The following is a 16,832-nucleotide window of genomic DNA, read 5'->3' as shown; positions in this document are numbered from 1 at the left end:
TCAATTGTTCTTCTAAAAAATATCCACTTCTCCTGTAAGTTTTTGCGCTCAGGTAAGTCCTCTAGATGTAAGAGCGCCCTGTATGCATTCGTTCTGAACGAGCCAACCAGTCATATCTTTTTGAGCGTTCGCAAATTCATTACCAAAATCTTCTGGAATTCGTTCCTCAAAAGAAATCAAGGTCCGATTTTCTTGATGAGACAGTGTAAATGAAACAATTGCTGAATCCCACGTGTAGGCAATTTTCTGGTTTTCTCGATAGTCAAGAAGAACCATCACTTCACAGAATCCTTCCATTTAAAAACCAGCTTATCGCCCTCAACTCTCAACTGTGGAAACTAGCGTACAAAACCAGAATCGGTCGCTAGCAGATTCCACGTTACAGCCAAACCAGCTGGAACAATATAAGAGATAGTTAGTAAATAGGTATCTAATTCTTTCTGGACATTAATCTTAAAACGTGACTCCTCTTCTATTTTCTTATTATACCAAAAAACACCGGCCAATAACCGATGTTCACTAGCTGTCTATAAATTTTTAATCATGACCAAACAAGGGAGCTATTCATTCCAAAGGATTGAAAAAATAATATCTTGATAAAAGCGACAATCTGTTCTCTTTCCTTCATCAACCATTTCTACCTATTGAAACACGGTTTACGTGGCACATGCTCCAAGATTTGTTTTCCAAGTGAATTTAGATTCTCTTGGCACACAATGAACATTGCTATTTTTGATATAGCTCTATTTATTAATACTTTTATTTCAATCATCTATCACCTAATGTATTTTACTATTCAGAATAGGATTAACTATTTCAATCATTCCTCTCCCGATTTGTGCTATACTAGTCTTATTGAAAACAAGGAGGATATTATGATAAAACTCATCGCCCTTGATATGGACGGAACGCTTTTAAATGAAAAAAAAGAGTTGAAACAAGCAGAGATTGACGCTATTCATAAAGCTGTTAAAGCTGGTGTCACAGTGGTTTTATGCACAGGACGTCCTTTAGTTGGCGTAAAACCCTTTGTCAAACAACTAGGGTTTGATACGGAAGAAGAATATATCATTGTCAATAATGGTTGTTCGACACATGCTACAAAAAATTGGGCCCTAGTTGACTGGGAGGAATTAGCTATTTCAGACATCGAATATCTCAGTACCTTCACAACTAGTGATGCTGTCCAAATCTCCCTTTTTGATGAAGAGGAGTACTTTGTATTAGCAGAACAAGCAAATGCGACAGTGTCCTTAGATGCTGGATTAGTTGGTATGACACCAATACCAATTGATCTTAAAGAGGCTACATCAGGTAAACATCGTTTCTTCGAAGCCATGTTTGTTGGTGAAAAAAATGCCATTGATGCATTTGAAAATCAATATAACACTTTGCTCAGCCAACGCTATTCCACCGTTCGTTCACAGGACTATCTCTTGGAAATTCTACCAGAAGGAGCAAGCAAAGCTTCTGGTTTGAAAAAGCTAGCAGACCGCCTCAGTATTCTTCCTGAGGAAATTATGGCCATAGGTGATGCCAACAACGACCTTGAAATGATAGCATTTGCAGGTCTGGGAATCGCCATGGGCAACGCCAATGAACAAGTCAAGGCTATTGCCCAAGACATTACAGATACCAATGAAAACAATGGTGTTGCAAAAGCCATTGAAAAACATATTTTGAACAAGTAAGGAGACAACATGAAATACCCTACACTTTTAGAACGTTTTTTAGTTTATGTCAAAGAAAATACACGCTCTGATGAAAGCTCAACAACTACACCTTCTACCTATAATCAAGTTGAGTTTGCACAAAACATTCTCTTGCCTGAAATGAAACGCATTGGTTTACAGAATGTTCACTATCTACCAAATGGATTTGCGGTAGGGACACTACCTGCCACTGATCCAAGTTTAACACGCAAAATTGGTTTCATTGCCCACATGGATACGGCTGATTTCAACGCAGAAGGTGTCAACCCACAAATCATCGAAAACTACGACGGCAATCCAATTGCCTTGGGCACTTCTGGCTATGAATTGCATCCAAAAGACTTCCCACAACTTGCCAACTACCAGGGTCAAACCCTGATTACCACAGACGGTACTACCTTGCTAGGATCTGATGACAAGTCAGGAATTGCAGAAATCATGACGGCAATTGAGTACCTGGTGCAGAACCCTGACATCAAACACTGTGAAATCCGTGTCGGATTTGGTCCTGACGAAGAAATCGGTGTCGGTGCAGACAAGTTTGATGTGGAAGATTTTGATGTAGACTTCGCCTATACGATGGATGGTGGACCGCTAGGCGAGCTCCAGTACGAGACCTTCTCAGCTGCAGCTGCTAAAGTTGATTTTCTAGGACGCAATGTGCACCCAGGTTCAGCCAAAGATCAAATGATCAACGCTTTCCAACTAGCTATCGACTTCCACAATGCTCTTCCTGAAGAAGACCGCCCTGAAAAAACGGAAGGCTATCAAGGCTTCTTCCACTTGATGAACATGGAAGGTACTGTTGATACCGCTTCAACTAGCTACATAATCCGTGACTTTGAAGAAAAAGATTTTAAGGCACGTAAACAACTCATGCTGGACATTGCTGAGGAAATGAATGCCAACTTTGACACTCCACGCGTCATTGTCCACTTGCATGATCAGTACTATAATATGAAGAAAGTCATCGAAAAAGACATGACTCCAATCAACATTGCTAAAGAAGTTATGGAAAATCTTGGTATCAAACCTCTCATTGAACCTGTTCGCGGGGGAACAGATGGGTCTAAGATTTCTTTCATGGGCATTCCAACGCCAAATATCTTCGCAGGTGGTGAAAACATGCATGGCCGTTTCGAATTCGTTAGTCTTGAAACCATGGAACAAGCTGTTGACGTCATCCTTGGAATTGTTACTTCTAAATAAGATTTAAATCGGTTATCAAATGATAGCCGATTTTTTAAAATGTTTAAAAAATATATAAAAAATGCAAAACTATATTGTATTATTGAACTAATACTATTATAATGGAATTATCAAATAGAAATGGAGAATTATTATGACAAACGAAACATTACTACAAGGTATCCTTATCGGTATTTGGGGAACAGCACTTCTTTTCTCACTTATTTGGTATATCTTGGTTGCTATTTCAAACTACCTCCTTTTTGAAAAAGCAGGCTATGCAGGTTGGAAATCATTGATTCCATTTTACAATCTCTATATCCAACAATGTATCACATTTGGCTATGAAAAAAGATGGTTCATCCTACTTTTACTGATTCCACTAGTAGGACCTCTATACGGCATCTATCTGGTTTACTCTTTTGGCCGTAGTTTTGGACTGTCAGCCCTACAAGCTGTCTTGTATGTTTTCTTTACACCAATCTTTAACCTCTACCTAGCCTTCAATGACGGAAGTCGTTACCAAGGCCCGCAGGAATTCTTTATTGATTAATATATTGGAAATAAGACTTGCGAAACAAGTCACTATCGTAGAGTACGACAAGCCGAAAGCGACGATGTATCAAAGCCAAATCAAATGACTAAACCTTGAAATGAGAAAGTAAAAGAGCTATATCTATAGCTTAATGACGCAAACACAGTTCTCCCTATTTCCAGCCTTCAAGATCTCCCAGATAGCTGAAACTAGGCTACTTTTGATTTTCATTGAGTACAAGATAGATTTTAAGCCCTCGCACAAGCAAAGACTTTTTTATACGAATAGAAAAATCAGAAGTACCATCACAGCAAGGCTAACCAGTATAGATAAGGAATTGACATTCGCAGGTTCTGCAGAACGGCTTCCTAATTTTAATGCATAAATTGGTGACATGACCGAAATTGGAGATGCTAAGCACACCAGAAGCATTATTTTCATAGACTGCTCAATTGGGAATAGAAAATAGATGAGGGCCCCCATCAAGATATTGGCCCCTACTCGCAGAAACAAGAGGTAGGACAATCGACCAATTTCCTTCCAATTCAGTTTTAAATCAAGGAGGATTCCCAACATCAGCATCGCTAAAAATGGATTAGCATTGCTAGCAATCGTCAAAGTAGAGAGAATTTCTTGTGGAAGTTGTATGGATAAACTAGCTAGTAAAAGACTGACTAAGTATACCATTAGCGGAATTGAGCGCGAAATGTTTTTTAAAAATGATGTAACAGACATCCCTTCTTTTTCTACATCAATTCCAGTTGCAATACTGTAATTTCCTCCTAAAACCATAATTGCATTTCCTGCATCAAAGACGATAACACTTAGCAAACTGCTCGCTGGAAAGAAGGCTTGAACAAAAGGTAGTGTGAAAGTACCTATATTGTATCCAGATAATTGCATGAGCCCGACTGACGCTTGATGTCCAGAGTGTTTAGCCTCCCAGTAACCCACTAGATTCAAAAGAAGATTACACAAAATTCCTAAAAGGAATGGGAGATAGAGACTGAGCGATACTTGTGCTGTTGAGGAGGCGATGAATAAGGAAGCTGGCAAAGTTACATTCATGACCAGAGTGGAAAAAATAGTGGCATCTTCTCTTCGGACTATTCCCTGGATTTTTAAAATGTAACCGAGACCTATTACGCAAATAAAACTAAAAGCGCGAGTTAATAATTCAAGTTCTTTCATGGATATAGTATAGCATAGAGAAGTTCATTCTGATTATATATAAAAATTTTATATAAACACTTGATTTAGGAAATGATAGGAATTGACCTTCCAAACTATTATGATCCAAAAGCCACAGATTACCTCTACATCTCTACACTATATGAAGAACTGACTATTCGATAATTGCAAAAAGCCCTCCTCACGGAAGGCTTTTTAGCTTAGTTGAATAATAAGATTGAAATGAGGGTTAGGATTGCTGGCCCTCCCTGGGTCAAAAGGATTTTAGGACTAGAAGTCGCTGCTCCGTAGCCTGCCGCTCCAATAACAAACAAGACAAAAATAGTTGTCACTTCAAGGTTGCCTGTGAAAATTCCATACAAGAGAAAGACAGCTAATAAACCATTATAGATTCCCTGATTCTTAAATAGAGTGGTCACAGATTTACGTTGCAACTCATCCTTGGCCATATTGAAGACACGGCTTGTAGAATTTGAATGGGTCGCAAAGGTTTCCAAGTACATGATATATAAATGTTCAATAGCTACGATACTAGCTAGAATAGTGGTAAAAATAGACATAATGTCTCCTCTCTAAAAATTAAATAGGTAACTCTTGCAAGCCAATTAGTAGTTTGTCAAGCATGGCAAGAAATTGATTCCTCTCTTCGAGAGTCAAAACTTGGTTCATTGCTTCCTTGATCGCAAGATGATGGGCTGGAGGGGCAGAAATCAGTGCTTCTCGAGCCTGCTCAGTCGGCCATACAAGTACTTCTCTCTGATTCTTAGGATTTCGTTCACGACTAATATAGCCTTGTTCTTCTAACAATTTCAGATGCCTAGTAATAGCTGCTCGATCAATCTGAAGTCGCTGCTGTAATGCTAATTGATGCATCGGGGCATCCTCCAACAATATCCGTAATATGGTGTAGCGTGTCAAGCTGATTCCCAATTGCTTTTCAAATAGATTAGAAATCGATTCATCAGCCACTTTCAATCTGTATAACAAATCTTCCATTTCTTGCATAGATTTACCTCTTTTGATTGATTCGTCAATCGTTGATAAATCAATTATATTACAATACGAACAATTTGCAATTTATTTGCTTATCTATCAAAAAAATGTGTTTCCTATACCTATATTTTGTTATAATGAAGGAAAACAAGCGGAAGGACATATTGATGGAAAATACTCCTAGACTAAACTTAGTCATAGATGTACTCATGCTAGCTGGTGCTATTTTAGCGCAAAGCGGAGCTGAAATTCATCGAGTAGAGGATACAATGATTCGGATTTCACATTCACAAGGAATCGAACAAGCTAATGTTCTGGCGATTCCTGCTGCAATCTTTTTCTCCATTGATCATACAAACATTTCTCGTATGAAACGTATTGTGAGCTCAAATTACGACATGCAAAAAGTTTGTGATGTCAATCAAGTCTCCCGCTCTCTTGCCAATGAAGAAATTAGTTTGGAAGAGGCTTGGCAACAATTAAATAGAATAAAACAACAAAAACCACCATATAATAATATCCAAGTAGCCTTGGCCGCAGTGATCGCTGCTCCTTTTTTTACCATTATGTTTGGTGGATCGCTTTTAGATGCTGCAAGCGCTATCCTTGCCACGGCCCTAGCTTTTCCTCTCTCTCTCATTGTAGATCGCTATATTGGAATTGACTTTGTCACAACTTTTGTCGGCGCTTTTGTGTTCTCACTCACATCCTACATACTAAGTACCCATACGAACCTTACCATCAATCCAAACCTGATTAACGCTGGTGCGGTCATGCCATTTGTACCTGGCATTGCATTCACAAATGCTGTGAGGGACCTGATGACCAACCATATTAATACTGGAATGACCAAGTTCTTTCAAACTGCGCTGATTATTTTATCACTTGGTGCTGGAACTACAGTCGCCCTGATGCTTGTGAGGTAAGGTATGACTTCCATTAATTTTTTGTTTCAGGCGATTGCATCTTATATCGCTATTGCTACTTTTTTAGTTGTTCTCAATGTTCAAAAGAAAATGTTGATTCCGGGTGGTCTTCTAGGTATGCTTGTTTGGCTTATTTATCTTTTACTATTGGAACCAACAAATGTCTTAATTGCTACCTTTTTCGCAGCAATTATCGGATCCTGTGTCAGTCAGATCATGAGTATTTGGTTAAAAACACCCTCCGTCATCTTTTCATTAGCTATACTTGCTCCACTTGTTCCGGGTTACCGCGCATACATGTCTACTACCTATTTTGTTTCAGGCGAATATGCTCAAGCACTCACCAATATTACAACCGTATTGACACTAGCTTTGGTTATCCCAATTAGTATGGCAAGTGGCACTATCTTATTACGCCTTTATAAGGTCATGAATGCTCATAAAAATTCAGTCTAACCCCTTGAAAACAGGGGGGCTTTTTGTTACAATGAAAACTTATTAAAGGAGATGCCATGAACCAAACTGTTTCCAATCTAAAGTTTGCTGAACGTGGTGCCTTACTATCAATAGGTACCTACATAGTCTTGTCAATTATAAAACTGACTGCAGGTCAAGTCTTTCATTCAGATGCCTTGCGAGCAGATGCCTTCAATAATATTTCCGATATTATTGGAAATGTCGCCGTACTGGTTGGATTGAAAATGGCCCAAAAACCTGCTGACACTGACCATAAATTCGGACATTGGAAAATGGAAGACCTCGCTAGTTTGATGACTTCTTTCATCATGTTCGTCGTTGGTTTTCAAGTCCTCTATGATACCTTACAAAAAATAATTAGTAATTCTCCAGTCGAGGTAGACATCACGGGGGCAATAGTAGGTGTTTTCTCCGCACTCGTTATGTTGGCCGTATATTTTTATAATAATCGCCTAGCGAAAAGAGTTCATTCTAAAGCACTTGAAGCAGCTGCCAAGGACAATCTATCTGACGCTGTCACCTCCATTGGAACTTCTATCGCAATCTTTGCTGCAGCCTTTAACTTCCCAATTGTTGATAAAATTGCTGCCATTATCATTACTTTCTTCATTCTAAAAACTGCATATGATATTTTTATGGAGAGCTTTTTCACACTCTCAGATGGTTTTGATGAAAACTTGTTGAAAAAGTACGAGGAAGATATTCTCAAACTTCCTAAAATTGTTTCTGTCAATTCACAACGTGGTCGCACCTATGGTGCCAATATCTATCTGGATATTGTCCTCGAAATGAATCCGGATATGTCCGTTTATGAAAGTCATGAAATAACCGAACAGGTTGAGCAACTCCTAACACTCAAACATGGTGTTTTTGATGTAGATATACACGTAGAACCATCTGAAATTCCTCACGATGAGATGTATGAACACGTCAATGATAAACTCTTCCGATTTGAAACAGAGATACAAGCACATGCAACTGGATATGAGACCTTAATTGATGAGAACTACCTTCTCATCGATGCCAAAGGTCGGTATCAAGATAAAACTCAAATGCTTGAAAGTCACCCTGTTCAAACAACCTATCTTTCCAACTATCAGATGATTTCTATTAGTCAAAAGTCTAAACTAGTTACATTTGAAATTGGCGACTTTGTCCACGCATCCCTCTGGCGTCGTCATGAAAATTGGACTGTCATTTTCCACCAAATATCAAAGAAACAAGCCTAGTCGAACGACTTGGCTATTCTTTTGCACCAAAAAAGAGCACTAGGCTCTTTTGATTATATTCTTAGTTTTTTACTGCATCAGTTGCCACATCATCTCCAAACCATTTTTGAGAGATTTCTTGGAACTTACCTTCTTGGTACAATTCAGTAAATGCTTTATTGATATTTTCTACAAGTGTCGTATCTGACTGACGAGCTCCGACAGCGAATGCTTCATTTTCAAAACCAGCATCAATGATATTATAGTCATCGATGATCCCCTCTTGTTGCAAGTAGTAATTAGCATATACTCGGTCAATCAAGAGACCATCAATACGATCATTTTTCAAGTCAATCAAGGCTTCATTGAATGTTGCATATTGGCTTGCATCATTATTTTGCACAATATCTTTTAGGATCGCAGGCTGGCCTTCAAATACTGAATATCCTGAGGAACCGGCTTGCGCGCCCAACACCTTGTCTTTCATATCAGATACCTGACTGATGTTGGAAGATTTTTTGGTGACAAGAACTTGTTGATTGTCCATGTAAGGATTAGTAAATAGAACTTTCTCTTTCCGTTCGTCCGTAATAGAATACCCATTCCAAATTAAATCAATATTGCCATTCGTTAATTCCGTTTCTTTCAAGTCCCAGTCAATTGGCTGCCATTCAACAGTTATTCCATATTTTTCAAAAACAGCATTTGCTAAATCAATATCAAAACCTGTGTAGGAACCATCTGTTTGTTCAAATCCCATAGGAACGAAGGTTTTATCAAACCCAATCGTAATAGATTTTTCAGATTCGTAGGTAGACCAGTTATCTGACTTGGTTGCTGAGTCGCTAGACCCACATGCTACTAAAGCGAGACTCGATACGAGAGCAACTGCTCCTAAAACAATCTTTTTCATATTCATCATTTTAATTACCTCAATGTTTTGGTTCAATTTTGATGATTTCATCTGCGATATTTTCAGCAAACTGCATATCGTGAGTCACTACGATTTGCGTTATACCTGTCGCCCGATTTTCAAGAATCAATTTTTCAACTTCTTTTCTCAATTCGGGGTCCAAGGCTGAAGTTGGTTCATCATAACCAATAATCTCAGGATCAATCATCATAGCACGGGCTAGGGCCACTCGTTGCTTTTGTCCACCCGATAAGGAAAATGGATAAGCAGTCGCATGGTTGGCTAACCCAAGAGTATCCAATAGTTTACGGGCCTTGTCTTCCGCATCTGAACGAGACATGTTCTGTGTCTTTATTGGTGAAAGAATCAAATTTTCCAAAACGGATAAGTGTGGAAAAAGCTGGAAATCTTGAAAGACAAAGCCCAGCAAATGTCGTTTCTCTAATTCTTCAAGCGGTAGAGTTTGACCATTGTAAATCAATGTTCCTGAATCAATTGTTTCCAATCCTGCCAACATCCTCAATAAGGTCGTTTTACCACCACCTGATTGACCAACAATAGCTACAATTTTCCCCTCAGGAATAACTAAATCATAGTTGGAGAAAATCTGTTTGTTACCAAAACGTTTTGTAAGATTACGTAATTCTAACATGGCTTCCTCCTATCTATAGTAGTCAAATTTCTTTTCTACCTGTTTAGAAACGAGTGTCACAACTCCAATCATCAAAAGGTAGATGGCACCTGCAATAAACATTGGTGCAAGGCTTGCATCTCGGTTGGCAGCCGTTCGACTAGCTAGCAAGAGATCGCTCACCCCAAGAGCATAAACCAATGAAGTGTCCTTCACCAATGTCATTACTTCATTGAAAACACTAGGTAGTACGATTTTTACTACCTGTGGTAAAACGATATATCGAATCGTCTGAACGGGTGTAAATTTTAATACTTTAGCGGCTTCGTATTGGCCGGCAGGGATGGCTTCAATCCCACCTCGGAAAATTTCTGAGAAATAAGCCGCATAATTTAGGGTGAAAGCAAGAATAACCGCTGGCATTCGATCAAAAGTAATACCCACACTTGGTAAAACGTAGTAAACAAAAATTAATTGTAACAGCAATGGTGTTCCACGCATAATTAGTACATAGATATGCAATAACCACTGCAAGGGTTTAAATCGAATCTGCATCAAAAACGCAAAAACTGCTCCTAAAGGCAGGGATAAAATTAATACGAAAAAAAATACCTGCAAGGAGACAACCGCCCCACTCAATAGACTGGGTAGGACTTCCAAAACATAATCCATAGAGCTCTCCTAAAAGAATTAGTAGGTTCTAGTATATCAAAAAATATCCTTTATTTCAAAGAATTTTTAATAAATTCTCCATCGTATTGTATATTTTTGCAAAAAGAGCCTGAAAACTTTAAAAAACGGATTTTTATTGCTTTGAACAGTGAAAAGGGCTGCGGAGAGCCCTTTTCAGCTTATCTCCTAAAAAAAGAAAGAGATAAAGAAAGAGAGAACGAAGTTCGTCCTCTCTAGGTGTTAGCTTTTCATCTACCCACTACAGTTGACAAAGAGCCGAAGATTTGGATTCACCAAATCTCCTCTACAAATTATTCAACTGTTACTGATTTCGCCAAATTACGTGGTTTATCGACGTCCAAACCGCGTTGTAATGTTGCATAGTAAGCAATCAACTGTGTTGGAACGACCATAGCAATCGCTGACAAGAATGGATGAACAGTTGTAACAGTGATGTCATCTTCTTCCTTAGCTACTGCTTCATCTACTATTGTCAAGACATTGGCACCACGCGCCACTACTTCCTGGATATTGCCTCGAGTATGACTTGCGAGATGTGGATGATTTGAAATCAAGGCCAAAACTGGAACACCATCTTCAATCAATGAAATGGTACCGTGTTTCAATTCACCTGCCGCAAAACCTTCACATTGGATGTATGAAATTTCTTTCAATTTCAAGCTTGCTTCCATAGAAACGTAATAGTCACTTCCACGTCCAATGTAAAATGCATTACGAGTTGTAGCTAACAATTTTTCCACTTTTTCAGCAATCACATCTTTTTCTGACAAGCTAGCCTCGATGGATTGTGCAACGATTGACAATTCATGTACCAAATCAAAATCTTTTGCGTAGGCATTGCCATTTGCATCACCGACAGCCTTAGCCAAAACTGCCAAGGTAGCAATTTGGGCAGTATAGGCTTTTGTAGAAGCTACCGCAATTTCTGGACCTGCATGGAGCAACATAGTGTAAGTTGCTTCGCGTGACAGTGTTGAGCCTGGTACATTGGTTACTGTCAAGCTTGGAATGCCCATTTCATTAGCTTTAACCAATACCTGACGGCTATCAGCAGTTTCACCTGACTGGCTAATCATGACAAAGAGCGGCTTTTTACTCAAAAGCGGCATATTGTAGCCCCACTCTGATGAAATTCCCAGCTCTACTGGTGTATCAGTCAATTTTTCCAAGAAGTCTTTTGAGGCAAATCCTGCGTGATAGGAAGTTCCAGCAGCCAAGATATAGATACGGTCAGCTTCTTGTACTGCCTTGATAATATCCGCATCAACCGTTACCTGACCAGCTTCATTAGTATATGCGCTAATCAATTTACGCATTACAGTTGGTTGCTCATCAATTTCCTTGAGCATGTAGTATGGATAAGTTCCCTTACCAATATCTGACAAATCAAGCTCAGCTGTATAACTTCCACGTTCAATCGCATTGCCATCATAGTCCATGACTTCAACACTATCTTTTTTCACGATAACCAATTCCTTATCGTGAATTTCCATATATTCACTTGTCTCACGAATCATAGCCATGGCATCTGAGCAGACCATGTTATAACCATCGCCTAATCCAATCAAAAGTGGAGATTTATTTTTGGCAACATAGATAGTATCTGCATCCGTAGCATCAATCAAGGCAAAGGCATATGAACCTTGAATAATCTTCAATGCTTTTTTGAAGGCTTCTAGAGTTGACAAACCTTCCTCAACAAATTGACCAATCAAGTGGACAGCAATCTCTGTATCTGTTTGTCCTTTGAAACTGTGGCCTTCTAAAAAATCATTCTTTATTTCTAGATAGTTTTCAATCACACCATTGTGTACGAGAACAAAACGACCAGTTTGTGATGTATGAGGGTGAGCATTGTCTTCAGTCGGTTTTCCATGTGTTGCCCAACGTGTATGACCAATTCCTGTTGTTCCTTCAGTCTTATCGCCAAGCTTTGCTGATAGTTCAGCAATACGGCCGACTGCTTTTACAAGATGCGCTTGGTCCCCATCTGCTACAAAAATACCTGCTGAATCATAACCGCGATATTCCAATTTTTCAAGACCTTGGATTAAGATATCAGTTGCATTTGCATTACCCACGACACCAACGATTCCACACATATTATTTACCTAAGATGTTTACTAACATATTCTTTCATTATTAATAAAATTGGTATAGCCCTATTTCAGGTCAATAAACCAGTAAAAACAGTATACAATACGCGTTTCTTTTTGTCAACACAAAAATTGGTATAGCCCTTTTCTTTATGTAAGCAAAAAAATAGGACTAGTTTTCGTTTACTAATCCTGTTTTTATAAAACCAAAATCTGAAAGCGGACTAATTCTAAACGTTAATCGACCAATCACATTTTTTTTAGGAATCAATCCAAAAGTCCTACTATCATCTTTATTCGTGCGATTATCATTCAAAACCAAAAAATAATCCCTTGGAATTACTTGAAGCTTTCCATCTGTGATGGTAGCCACCGTTAAATCCTCCGTATAATATTCTTGAAATTGAGGAGCATCCAAATAAGTTTCATCCACAACGACATCATTTCGATATAATACATCATCCATATAAGTAACTCTCTCATTAGTCATCGCAATGACTCTGCTGACATATTCGTGACCATCAATCTCATACAAAATGAAATCTCCATGTTCAATCGTTGCATTTTTAAATGCAATAATGTAATCATTTTCATGTAAATAAGTATTTGATTCATCTTTGGTAATTGTTACTGGCTCAAAAAACCAAACACGTAAACCAATGATTCCCGTTAGTAACAATAATAACAATACAATGTGTTTTACAAAATCTCTTTTAACCATAATCTCACCCTTTCACTTAACATTATATCATATTTCAAACTATTTCATTGACGAGATGACGGTAAATTTCAGAAGCAATTACTTGGTTTCCTAGTGGATTCAAATGGAGCCCATCACTATAATACTCATTATGACCTTTTGTTACTGAATAGAGATTTATAACTGGAAGATCCAATTGATTCCCTATTTCAGCAATAATTGTTTGAAGTTCTGCTTCAACAATTTGATTATTCAATCCAAAGCGACTGGTTGGAACAAAAGGTGGAATAACAAGATATACATCTGGCTGACTTGAGAGATTAGCATAACGCTCTGCCATTTCTTTATACTCCCGGACAAACCGTTCTCTATTCCAATAAGGCGCTCGGCTATCATTACTGCCTATCATGATGATCACAATATCCGCTTCGCTATCCAAAGATAACTGAGCATTTTTCTCATTAAAATAAGGAAAATCTGCAGTTGACTGAAGTGAACGCCCACTCAAACCATAATTTGAAACTTGATAATGTGAGCCAAGTTTCTCAGCTAGAATAAAAGGATAGGCATCTTTTTCACGATTCTCTAAGCCATATCCATAAGTCAAACTATCTCCGACTGTTGCAACTTTTACGGCCCCACTTCCAACGGTTAGGACCTCAGGATACATTATATCTGACACACGAACTCCTCAATTTTTCTTATTTTCTATTGTATCATGTTGAAAAAAATAAATAAACTTATGAATTTGTGATATAATTAACTTATGAAAAAACAAGTTATTATTATAGGCGGAGGAATAGTCGGTTCAACAGCCGCCTTCTATCTCTCCCAAGAAGAACAAATTGACCTTACACTAATAGACTCTGGAGTAGGAACAGCTACTCGAGCTGCTGCTGGTATCATTTGCCCATGGATGGCTCAAAAGAAAAATAAAGACTGGTATAAGTTAACATCCGATGGTGCTGTTTTCTACCGAAAATTGGTAGCCGATTTGGAAAAATCGGGTGCTACTGAGATTCCCTTCAAACAGACTGGAACTATCGGCCTAAAAAGCAAGCCTGAACTACTTGATAAAATACAAAAAATAGCGGAGGACCGTCGTGTTGACACTCCAACAATTGGGAAAATCACCCCTTTAATTGGCGCAGAAATCAGCCAGTACCTTCCACCACTCAAACCCGATTTTTTTGGAATTCATTTAGAAGGTGGCGGTCGTATAGATGGCGGTCGTTTAATCGATATCCTTCAAGAGCAAGTGTTAAAAAATGGCGGAGCGCTTCTACAAGGACAGGCAAAACTGTTAGATGCCAATACAGTCGAAGTAGAACATCAAGTGTTTAGTGCTGACCATATAATCTTAGCCACAGGGGCCTGGTTGCCACATATTCTTGAACCTCTTGGTTATCAAGTGGATGTTCGACCACAAAAAGGACAATTGTTAGAATTAGATACAGAATTCGATACAGATAATTGGCCAGTTTGTATGCCTTACGGAGAGATTGACATCCTACCATTTGAAAATGGAAAAATCATTATTGGTGCAACTCATGAAGATGATATGGGGTACGATTTAGAACTAGACCCTGAAAAAATCCAAGCCATGCATGTTAAAATAGCTGAATTCATGCCTGATTTGGCAAATTATCCTGTAGCAAGAACTCGCATTGGAACGCGAGCCTATACTTCAACTTATTCTCCATTCTACGGAAATATTGAGGATATGCCTAATGTCTGGGTTGCTAGCGGTCTAGGCTCTACTGGTTTAACAAATGGGCCAATTATCGCTTGGCAAATCGCAAATGAAATTCTTGGATACGAAACAAACTTTGATCGTACACCATACTCACCTAATAATTATATAAAAAGAGTCAAAAACTAGCCTTTGACTCTTTTATTTTTCCCTTTATTTAATATATTTGAGAACTGATTCATACTACTTGAAATTGCTAAACATATAAAAACCTACTGTACAACGAATAATCGTTGATACAATAGGCTTTTCCATTATTAAATTATTTTACAGTGCGGATACGCATTGTGTTTGTATTACCTGAACCAACTGGAACACCAGCGACGATAACGATGTTATCACCTGATTGAACCAATCCTGATTCAAGGGCAGTTTTTTCAGCAACTTCAAACATGTCATCAGTTGATGCAGGTTTTTCAGTTACAACTGGAATAACACCCCAGTTCATCATCAATGATTTTTGAGTTTTTTCGTCAAATGTTATAGCCAAGATGTCAGCATCTGGACGGTATTTAGAGATAAGACGAGCAGTGTTACCAGATTCGGTAAGAGCTACGACAAGTTTGATATCCATTGAGCTTGTTGCATCTTTAACTGCTGAAGCCACAACTTCTGTTTTAGAAGCACGGTTAAAGTGATCTGAAGTCAAACGACCGTATTCATTCAACAAACTTTGAGCATTCTTAGCAATAGTTGCCATTGTGCGTACTGATTCAACAGGGTATTTACCATTTGCTGTCTCCCCAGAAAGCATTGTGGCATCTGTACCATCGATAACTGCGTTGAACACGTCTGAAACTTCTGAACGAGTTGCACGTGGTTTTTCAGTCATTGTTTCCAACATGTTTGTTGCCGTAATAACTGCTTTACCAGCCGCATTCACTTTAGTGATAATCATTTTTTGGTAAACTGGAACCATTTCGAATGGTACTTCAATACCCAAATCACCACGCGCAATCATAATACCATCAGCTGCTTCGATGATTTCATCAATATTATCGATACCTTGTTGGTTTTCAATTTTTGCGAACAATTGAACGTGATCGTTACCAGTTTCTTTACAGATGTTACGAACTTCTTCAACGTCTTTTGCAGTACGTACAAATGAAATAGCGATGAAGTTCAAACCTTGCTCAAGACCAAAACGAATATCTGCGTTATCACGGTCTGCAAGAGCTGGGAAAGGAATTTTAGTGTAAGGAATGTTTACACCTTTTTGTTTTGCGATAACACCATCATTTTCAACACCAACGATGAATTCACGAGTTTCTTCGTCTTTTGCGATAACAGTCAATCCAAGCTTACCATCATCAATAAGAATTTGTTTACCAACTTCAACGTCGTCGAACACATCCAAACCACCTGCAACGTTCAAAGCAATCACTTCTTTAGTTGATTTAATACCTTGTTTTGTTGCTACACGCAGTTGGTCACCAGTGGTATAAGAATACTCTTTTGCATCACCTTCGAATAACTCAGTACGGATTTCAGGACCTTTTGTATCCAACAAGAAAGCTACTTTTTTACCAGCAATTTCTTCAGCTCGACGTACAGTTGCCATACGTTCCCCTTGCTCTTGGTGGTCACCATGTGAGAAGTTGAAACGGAATACGTTAGCACCTTCAGTAATCAATTGGGCAATTTTTTGAGCAGATGCTTCAACATCTAATTTTTCGCCCCAGTAACCATCGTCACCAAATTTTTTACCACCGCGGATTTCAACCGCAGGACCAAGAGTTGCAACGATTTTGACACGTTTGTTCATGATAAATAAAACTCCTTTTATAAATAACTGGTCTTATGACCCTTGTTTACA

The 16,832-nt window shown here is 38.5% G+C and carries 19 protein-coding genes; 7 read left to right on the top strand and 12 right to left on the bottom strand.

Going from position 1 to position 16,832, the window contains the following annotated elements; translation table 11 throughout:
* Window positions 1-48: 48 nt before the first annotated feature.
* Entirely contained in the window at window positions 49-297 is a 249-nt protein-coding gene (locus ACPC57_RS00945) for a hypothetical protein (RefSeq protein ID WP_434066106.1), read from the bottom strand.
* Between the two features lie 41 nt (window positions 298-338).
* The gene (locus tag ACPC57_RS00940) at window positions 339-506 is read right to left on the bottom strand and encodes a hypothetical protein (protein ID WP_274504774.1); all 168 of its coding nucleotides are present in this window, start codon (window positions 504-506) and stop codon (window positions 339-341) included.
* A 369-nt stretch (window positions 507-875) separates the two neighbouring features.
* Between ACPC57_RS00940 and ACPC57_RS00935 the strand changes: the two genes are divergently transcribed.
* The 3 genes from ACPC57_RS00935 to ACPC57_RS00925 all read left to right on the top strand — a co-directional run bounded on the left by ACPC57_RS00935 (window position 876) and on the right by ACPC57_RS00925 (window position 3,453).
* The gene (locus ACPC57_RS00935) at window positions 876-1,691 is read left to right on the top strand and encodes a Cof-type HAD-IIB family hydrolase (protein WP_434066105.1); all 816 of its coding nucleotides are present in this window, start codon (window positions 876-878) and stop codon (window positions 1,689-1,691) included.
* A gap of 9 nt (window positions 1,692-1,700) precedes the next feature.
* Window positions 1,701-2,921, top strand: a complete 1,221-nt coding sequence (gene pepT, locus ACPC57_RS00930; RefSeq protein ID WP_434066104.1) for a peptidase T — start codon at window positions 1,701-1,703, stop codon at window positions 2,919-2,921.
* Between the two features lie 133 nt (window positions 2,922-3,054).
* A complete protein-coding gene (locus tag ACPC57_RS00925; RefSeq protein ID WP_289648966.1) occupies window positions 3,055-3,453 on the top strand; it encodes a DUF5684 domain-containing protein in 399 nt (132 codons plus the stop codon).
* Between the two features lie 258 nt (window positions 3,454-3,711).
* Here the strand turns inward: ACPC57_RS00925 and ACPC57_RS00920 are convergent, their stop codons facing one another.
* The 3 genes from ACPC57_RS00920 to ACPC57_RS00910 form a co-directional block, all read right to left on the bottom strand.
* Window positions 3,712-4,491, bottom strand: coding sequence for an AEC family transporter (locus tag ACPC57_RS00920; RefSeq protein ID WP_434066103.1), 780 nt, complete (start codon window positions 4,489-4,491; stop codon window positions 3,712-3,714).
* Between the two features lie 335 nt (window positions 4,492-4,826).
* Window positions 4,827-5,186, bottom strand: a complete 360-nt coding sequence (locus tag ACPC57_RS00915) for a DUF1304 domain-containing protein (RefSeq protein WP_024405053.1) — start codon at window positions 5,184-5,186, stop codon at window positions 4,827-4,829.
* A gap of 19 nt (window positions 5,187-5,205) precedes the next feature.
* A complete protein-coding gene (locus ACPC57_RS00910; RefSeq protein ID WP_130555077.1) occupies window positions 5,206-5,631 on the bottom strand; it encodes a MarR family winged helix-turn-helix transcriptional regulator in 426 nt (141 codons plus the stop codon).
* A gap of 155 nt (window positions 5,632-5,786) precedes the next feature.
* On the opposite strand from ACPC57_RS00910, the gene ACPC57_RS00905 reads away from it, so the two are divergent.
* From ACPC57_RS00905 to ACPC57_RS00895, 3 genes are read left to right on the top strand one after another with little or no spacing between them, the layout of a single operon-like run.
* Window positions 5,787-6,545 (top strand): threonine/serine exporter family protein, encoded by a 759-nt coding sequence (locus tag ACPC57_RS00905; RefSeq protein WP_434066133.1) that lies wholly within the window; start codon window positions 5,787-5,789, stop codon window positions 6,543-6,545.
* A 3-nt stretch (window positions 6,546-6,548) separates the two neighbouring features.
* Entirely contained in the window at window positions 6,549-7,001 is a 453-nt protein-coding gene (locus ACPC57_RS00900) for a threonine/serine exporter family protein (protein WP_434066102.1), read from the top strand.
* Window positions 7,002-7,057: 56 nt separating this feature from the next.
* A complete protein-coding gene (locus tag ACPC57_RS00895; protein WP_434066101.1) occupies window positions 7,058-8,251 on the top strand; it encodes a cation diffusion facilitator family transporter in 1,194 nt (397 codons plus the stop codon).
* A gap of 61 nt (window positions 8,252-8,312) precedes the next feature.
* Here the strand turns inward: ACPC57_RS00895 and ACPC57_RS00890 are convergent, their stop codons facing one another.
* The 6 genes from ACPC57_RS00890 to ACPC57_RS00865 all read right to left on the bottom strand — a co-directional run bounded on the left by ACPC57_RS00890 (window position 8,313) and on the right by ACPC57_RS00865 (window position 13,945).
* Window positions 8,313-9,143 carry an amino acid ABC transporter substrate-binding protein gene (locus ACPC57_RS00890; RefSeq protein WP_289648970.1) on the bottom strand — a complete coding sequence of 277 codons (831 nt, stop codon included), beginning with the start codon at window positions 9,141-9,143 and terminating at the stop codon, window positions 8,313-8,315.
* Between the two features lie 19 nt (window positions 9,144-9,162).
* Complete coding sequence (locus ACPC57_RS00885; protein ID WP_024396247.1) at window positions 9,163-9,795, bottom strand: amino acid ABC transporter ATP-binding protein; 633 nt, start codon at window positions 9,793-9,795, stop codon at window positions 9,163-9,165.
* Between the two features lie 9 nt (window positions 9,796-9,804).
* Window positions 9,805-10,446, bottom strand: coding sequence for an amino acid ABC transporter permease (locus ACPC57_RS00880; RefSeq protein ID WP_024392702.1), 642 nt, complete (start codon window positions 10,444-10,446; stop codon window positions 9,805-9,807).
* A 311-nt stretch (window positions 10,447-10,757) separates the two neighbouring features.
* On the bottom strand, window positions 10,758-12,569 hold the full coding sequence (glmS, locus tag ACPC57_RS00875; RefSeq protein ID WP_274504768.1) for a glutamine--fructose-6-phosphate transaminase (isomerizing): 1,812 nt from the start codon (window positions 12,567-12,569) through the stop codon (window positions 10,758-10,760).
* Between the two features lie 166 nt (window positions 12,570-12,735).
* Window positions 12,736-13,284: a signal peptidase I gene (lepB, locus tag ACPC57_RS00870; RefSeq protein WP_274504767.1), complete on the bottom strand. Its 549-nt coding sequence runs from the start codon at window positions 13,282-13,284 to the stop codon at window positions 12,736-12,738.
* Window positions 13,285-13,318: 34 nt separating this feature from the next.
* Window positions 13,319-13,945 carry a GDSL-type esterase/lipase family protein gene (locus ACPC57_RS00865; protein ID WP_216806977.1) on the bottom strand — a complete coding sequence of 209 codons (627 nt, stop codon included), beginning with the start codon at window positions 13,943-13,945 and terminating at the stop codon, window positions 13,319-13,321.
* An 84-nt stretch (window positions 13,946-14,029) separates the two neighbouring features.
* Here ACPC57_RS00865 and ACPC57_RS00860 point away from each other — a divergent pair, with 84 nt between their 5' ends.
* On the top strand, window positions 14,030-15,145 hold the full coding sequence (locus ACPC57_RS00860) for an NAD(P)/FAD-dependent oxidoreductase (protein ID WP_434066100.1): 1,116 nt from the start codon (window positions 14,030-14,032) through the stop codon (window positions 15,143-15,145).
* A gap of 133 nt (window positions 15,146-15,278) precedes the next feature.
* On the opposite strand, the gene pyk is transcribed toward ACPC57_RS00860, so the two are convergent.
* The gene (pyk, locus tag ACPC57_RS00855; RefSeq protein ID WP_434065562.1) at window positions 15,279-16,781 is read right to left on the bottom strand and encodes a pyruvate kinase; all 1,503 of its coding nucleotides are present in this window, start codon (window positions 16,779-16,781) and stop codon (window positions 15,279-15,281) included.
* Window positions 16,782-16,832 lie beyond the last annotated feature (51 nt).

The organism is Streptococcus sp. VTCC 12886 (assembly GCF_049893425.1).
In the GTDB taxonomy this organism is placed as follows: domain Bacteria; phylum Bacillota; class Bacilli; order Lactobacillales; family Streptococcaceae; genus Streptococcus; species Streptococcus suis_AA.
The sequence above is the reverse complement of the archived record's forward strand: the minus strand, read 5'-3'. Positions and strand labels throughout refer to the sequence as shown.